This window comes from Actinomycetota bacterium (genome assembly GCA_036280995.1).
GTDB lineage: Bacteria > Actinomycetota > CALGFH01 > CALGFH01 > CALGFH01 > CALGFH01.
This window is the reverse complement of record DASUPQ010000397.1, coordinates 1-5,510: the sequence shown is the minus strand read 5'-3', so window position 1 is coordinate 5,510 and position 5,510 is coordinate 1. Positions and strand designations below refer to the sequence as shown.

Genomic DNA, 5,510 nt, shown 5'->3' with positions numbered 1-5,510 from the left:
GGGCGGCGGACTGGCTGGCCGGCGGTGGCCGGTCGGGGATCGGTGCCGGCATGCGGTGCTCCTCTCTTCCCGCGCCGCCTCGCGGCGCTGGAGCCCTACCTTGTGCCGGCCCGGTCACGAAGCGGCACCGCGCCCGGTACGCTCCGACTTCGGGTTTGTCACTCTTCGGTCACACCGCCCGAGCCGTCCCGCCGCCGGGAACCGATACGATGCAGCGGCAACGTGAGCGTGGAGGTCCCAGATGCCCCGAGTAGCGGTGGACGTGATGCTGAAGCGGGAGATCCTCGACCCGCAGGGCCAGGCGGTCGAGCGGGCCCTCCCGTCGCTCGGCTTCGACGGGGTCTCCGACGTCCGCATCGGCAAGCACGTCGAGCTCACCGTCCGGGACGGCGACGGCGAGCAGGCGGCCCGGCGGATGGCCGAGGCGCTGCTGGCCAACCCGGTGATCGAGGAGTTCTCCGTGCGCCTCCTGCCCGACTGAGCGGCAGGTGGCCAGGCAGATGACCGGCCGGCTGCGGCTGCCGTCCATCGGGCGGCCGCGCCGGCTCGCCCCGGACGAGGTGGCCGCCATCAAGGCCCGCCCCTGGCCGCGGCTGCCGTGGTGGCTGTGGCTGGCCGTGGCCGTCACCACCGTGGCCATGGTGGTGGTGGCGGCCGGCATGTTCGGGTCGGGTCCCGGCCAGCTCCCGGTCGCGGCCCGGCGCTCGCCGCCGGCCCAGGACCTGAGCCATGGCGTCGGCGAGGTCCGCGTCCCGGTCCTCCTGCCCGAGAACCGGGACCGGGTCGTGCGGCGCCAGGCCAGCTGCCCCCGCCTGGACCGGGTCACCCTGGTCGGCACGGCCGCCGAGGTGGCGCTGCTGGACGCGGCCGCCGACAAGCTCTGCGCCCTGCGCTCGACCGCCCCGATCCAGCGGGCGCGCGCCGGGCTCCAGGTCGCGGCCGCCACCCTGGCCTTCGCCGAGTTCGAGCTGTCCATCAACGAGTCGGCCACCGACTTCGGGCCGGAGCGGCCGGCGGTCCTGGTCCACGCCAAGTTCCAGCAGGGCGAGGCCGCGCCCGAGCGGGTCGCGGCCGTGCTGGCCCACGAGGGCGCCCACGTCGCCGGCGGCGGGCCGCCGGACGCGGCCGCCGAGCTGGCCGCCCGCACGGCCGAGCTGGAGGCCTGCGGCCGGCTGTTCGGCGGCGAGGTCCAGCCCAACCGGGGCTGCGCGGACGCCGCCGCCCTGCTGTCGGGCGACGACGCGAGCGCGCTGGCGCGACTGAAGGAGGCGGGGTACCGGTGACACTGGAGCTGGACTGGCCGGTCGGGCGGGCCGGGGTGGCGGTGGTCTCGCCGTCGGGGGTGGAGACGGCCTTCCTCGGCGGAGTGACCGGCGACGACCGGTTCGAGGTGGCGTCGGTGACCAAGCTGATGACCTCGCTGGCCGCCCTGGCCGCGGTCGAGTCGGGGCGGATCGAGCTCGACCAGCCGGTCCCCGGCGGCGGCGAGGGCGTCACCCTCCGCCACCTGCTGGCCCATGCCGGCGGCCATCCCTTCGAGCCCCCGGGCCGGGCCCGGCCCCCCGGGCAGCGCCGCATCTACTCCAACGTCGGCTTCCGGATCCTGGCCGAGGCGGCTGCCGACGCCGCCGGGACGACCTTCGCCAGCTGGCTCTCCACCAGCGTGCTCGATCCGCTGGGCATGACCGCGACCGGGCTCGTCCACCGCCGCGGGGTCGACGGCGACCCGGCCGCCGGCGCCGCCTCCACCCTCGACGACCTGACCCGCCTGGCCCGCTGCCTGCTGGACCGGGGCGCCCCCGTGGTCGGCCCCGACCTGTTCGCCGAGGCCATCTCCGTCCAGTTCCCCGGCCTGGCCGGGCTGGTCCCCGGGGTCGGCCGCTTCGACCCCTGCGACTGGGGCCTCGGCTTCGAGCTCCACGACAGCAAGCGCCCCCACTGGATGGGCGACCGCCGCTCGCCCTCGGCCTTCGGCCACTTCGGGGCCAGCGGCTGCTTCCTCTGGGTCGATCCCGACGCCAGCCTGGCCGCCGCCGCCGTCACCGACCGCGACTTCGACGACGACAAGTGGGCCATGGCCACCTGGCCCGGATGGTCGGACCGCCTCCCCGCGGCCTGAGGGCGCGCCGCACCCCGGCCGCCTGGTCGGCGCTCGGCCCCCCGGAGGGGAGCGTAGCCGATCGCCAAGCGAGCTGCCCATCGCGGTCCACAGCCGCAAATCATCGACAATGCTGTCTGGTAGCCTGCGTCGCGGTCGGGACGTCGTCGGGGAGGCTGCCGCATGAAGGTCGGGGTGGTGACCTTCCCGGGGTCGTGTGACGACCGGGACGCCCGGGCCGCCGTGGCCGCGATGGGGGGCGAGCCGGTGGCCCTGTGGCACGGCGACGGCGACCTCCGGGGGGTCGACGCCGTGGTCCTGCCCGGCGGGTTCTCCTACGGCGACTACCTGCGCTGCGGGGCGATCGCCCGGTTCTCCCCGGTGATGGGGGCGGTGGCCGCCTTCGCCCGCTCCGGCGGGCCGGTCCTTGGCATCTGCAACGGCTTCCAGGTGCTGTGCGAGGCCGGCCTGCTCCCCGGGGCCCTGCTCCGCAACGCCGGGCTGCGCTTCGTCTGCCGCGAGGTCGAGGTGGTGGTCGAGTCCACCGCCACCGCCTGGACCGGCGCCTGCACCGCCGGCGAGTCCCTGGCCATCCCGGTCAAGCACGGCGAGGGCCGCTACGTCTGCGACGACCCGGCCGCCCTGGCCGCCGCCGGCCAGGTCGTGTTCCGTTACGCCCCCGGCCACAACCCCAACGGCTCCATGGCCGACATCGCCGGGGTCCGCAACCCCGCCGGCAACGTGGTCGGCCTCATGCCCCACCCCGAGCACGCCGTCGACCCTCTGCTCGGCCCGGTCGGCGGCCGGGGGCTGTTCGAGTCGGTCCTGGCGGCCCGTGTCTAGCACCGCGGCCACCCTGCACCGCCAGCTCGGCCTGACCGACGAGGAGTTCGAGCGGATCCTGGCGGTGCTGGGGCGGGAGCCGAGCCGGGCCGAGCTGGCCATGTTCTCGCTGCTGTGGTCCGAGCACTGCTCCTACAAGTCGTCCAAGGTGCACCTGCGGCGGCTGCCCACGAAGGGGGCGAGGGTGCTGCAGGGGCCGGGGGAGAACGCCGGGGTGGTCGACCTGGGCGACGGGCTGGCGGCGGTGTTCAAGATCGAGTCCCACAACCACCCGTCGTTCGTGGAGCCGTTCCAGGGGGCGGCCACCGGGGTCGGGGGATCATCCGCGACATCCTGGCCATGGGGGCGCGGCCGGCGGCCAGCCTCAACTCGCTGCGGTTCGGCGACCCGGCCGAGCCCCTGCAGCGGCGGCTGGTCGAGGGGGTGGTGGCCGGCATCGGCCACTACGGCAACTGCGTGGGGGTGGCCACCGTCGGGGGCGAGGTCGTGTTCGACCCCTGCTATGCCGGCAACCCGCTGGTCAACGCCCTCACCGTCGGGTTCATGCCGGCCGACCGGCGCCTCAGCGGCTCGGCCGAGCGGCCGGGCGACCTGGCCGTGCTGATGGGGGCCAAGACCGGCCGGGACGGGATCGGGGGGGCGAGCGTGCTCGCCTCGGCCAGCTTCGAGGAGGGCGACGATGCCAAGCGCCCGAACGTGCAGGTGGGCGACCCGTTCCAGGAGAAGCTGCTGATCGAGGCCTGCCTGGAGCTGGTCGAGCGGGGCCTGCTGCGCGGGCTCCAGGACCTGGGGGCGGCCGGGATCAGCTGCGCGGTCGCCGAGGTCGCGGCCCGGGCCGGGATGGGCATGGAGGTCGACCTGGACGCCGTGCCCCTGCGCGAGCCGTCGATGGAGGCCTGGGAGGTGCTCGTCTCGGAGTCCCAGGAGCGCATGCTCGCCCTGGTCGACCCGGCGCGCCTGGCCGACGTGCTCGAGGTCTGCGAGCGCTGGGGGATTCTGGCCAGCGTGCTCGGGGAGATGACGACCGGCGGGATCCTGAACGTGCGGTTCCGGGGGGTGGTGGTGGCCGAGGTGCCGGCGGCCAGCCTGGCCGACGACGGGCCGGTGTACGACCGGCCGCTGGTCCCCCCTGGCCCGCCGGCCGCCGGAGCGGCCGAGGTCCCGCTGGCCGCCGATCCCGCCGAGGCCGTGCTCGCCCTGGCCGCCGACCCGACCTGCGCCTCCAAGCGCTGGGTGTGGGAGCAGTACGACCGCTTCGTCGGCCACGGCACGGTCGCCGGGCCGGGCTGCGACGCCGCCGTGCTCCGCGTCCCCGGCTCGGGGAGGGCGGTGGCCCTGGCCACCGACGGCAACGGCCGCTACGCCGCCCTCGACCCGGCCGCCGGGGCCGCCCTGGCCGTGGCCGAGGCGGCCCGCAACGTGGCCTGCACCGGCGCCCAGCCGATCGCCGTCACCAACTGCCTCAACTTCGCCAGCCCCGAGCGTCCCGAGGTCATGGGCACGTTCGCGGCCGCCGTCGACGGCATGGCCGCCGCCTGCCGGGCCCTCGGGCTCCCCGTCACCGGCGGCAACGTCAGCTTCTACAACGAGTCGTCGGGCCGGCCCATCCACCCCACCCCGATCGTGGGGGTCCTCGGCCTGCTGGAGGACGCCACCACCGCCGTCCCCACCGGCTTCCCCCGACCCGGCCTCGACGTCTGGCTGCTGGGGGAGACCCGGGTCGAGCTCGGCGGCTCGGTATGGCAGCGCCTCGCCACCGGCCGCCTCGAGGGCCGCCCCCCCGCCCTCGACCTGCCCGCCGAGGCCCGGCTCCACGGCCTGCTGGCCGACCTGGCCGCCCGCCGCCTGCCCGTCGGCGTCCACGACCTCTCCGACGGCGGCCTGGCCCTCGCCCTGGTCGAGGCGACCCTCGCCGCCGGGGTCGGCGCCACCGTGACCCTCCCGGACGTCCTCGCGGGCGGGGGCCAGGGCCGGGCCGCGGACGACGGGAGCGGCGCGGCCGACCTGCCGGAGGGCCAGGCGGCGCTGGCCGCGCTGGTCAGCGAGTCGGCCACCCGGGTCCTCCTCGCCGCCCCTCCCGAGGCGGCCGACGAACTGGAGGCGGCGGCCGTCCAGGCCGGCGTCCCCAGCACCCGCCTGGGCGCGACCGGCGGCGACCGCCTGATCGTCCCCGGCGTCCTCGACCTCCCCCTGTCCCGCGTCCGCGACGCCTACGAGGGCGCCCTCCCCCGCGCCCTCGGCGAGCCCGCCTGACGGCCGGCGAGCTTGCCTGACGGGCCGGGGGACCCGCCTGACGGGGGCTGTGGACAGCCCGACGCACCGACGAACCCGCCGGGAGTAGCCTCGGGGGACCCGACAACGGCGGGTCGGGTTCCGGCGTGACCGCGGGACGGGGACCGCGGGACGGGGACCGCGGGACGGGGACCGCGAGGCGGGGGACCGGCAGCCGCGGGTCGGGGTTCCGGCCTGCCCGAACCCGGCAGGCGCTCAGCGAAATCTCAGCGGGTCGTGCGACAGTGGGTTGAGGACGTCGGCTGCCGGAGGACCGCATGGGTGAGGGGCTGCGGGC

General features: G+C 76.6%; 5 protein-coding genes and 1 pseudogene. All 6 read left to right on the top strand.

What is annotated here, in order from left to right; genetic code table 11:
- Positions 1-241: 241 nt before the first annotated feature.
- The 6 genes and pseudogenes from purS (at position 242) to purL (ending at position 5,194) form a co-directional block, all read left to right on the top strand.
- Positions 242-481 (top strand): phosphoribosylformylglycinamidine synthase subunit PurS, encoded by a 240-nt coding sequence (gene purS, locus VF468_13185; GenBank protein HEX5879248.1) that lies wholly within the window; start codon positions 242-244, stop codon positions 479-481.
- A 19-nt stretch (positions 482-500) separates the two neighbouring features.
- Positions 501-1,283 carry a hypothetical protein gene (locus tag VF468_13180; protein ID HEX5879247.1) on the top strand — a complete coding sequence of 261 codons (783 nt, stop codon included), beginning with the start codon at positions 501-503 and terminating at the stop codon, positions 1,281-1,283.
- Entirely contained in the window at positions 1,280-2,119 is an 840-nt protein-coding gene (locus tag VF468_13175; GenBank protein HEX5879246.1) for a serine hydrolase domain-containing protein, read from the top strand. Before VF468_13180 ends, VF468_13175 begins: the two co-directional genes overlap by 4 nt.
- A gap of 162 nt (positions 2,120-2,281) precedes the next feature.
- On the top strand, positions 2,282-2,941 hold the full coding sequence (gene purQ / locus VF468_13170) for a phosphoribosylformylglycinamidine synthase subunit PurQ (GenBank protein HEX5879245.1): 660 nt from the start codon (positions 2,282-2,284) through the stop codon (positions 2,939-2,941).
- Positions 2,934-3,020 (top strand): annotated as a pseudogene (locus VF468_13165) (hypothetical protein). Before purQ ends, VF468_13165 begins: the two are co-directional and overlap by 8 nt.
- A 260-nt stretch (positions 3,021-3,280) precedes the next feature.
- Positions 3,281-5,194 carry a phosphoribosylformylglycinamidine synthase subunit PurL gene (purL, locus tag VF468_13160; protein HEX5879244.1) on the top strand — a complete coding sequence of 638 codons (1,914 nt, stop codon included), beginning with the start codon at positions 3,281-3,283 and terminating at the stop codon, positions 5,192-5,194.
- Positions 5,195-5,510: the final 316 nt, after the last annotated feature.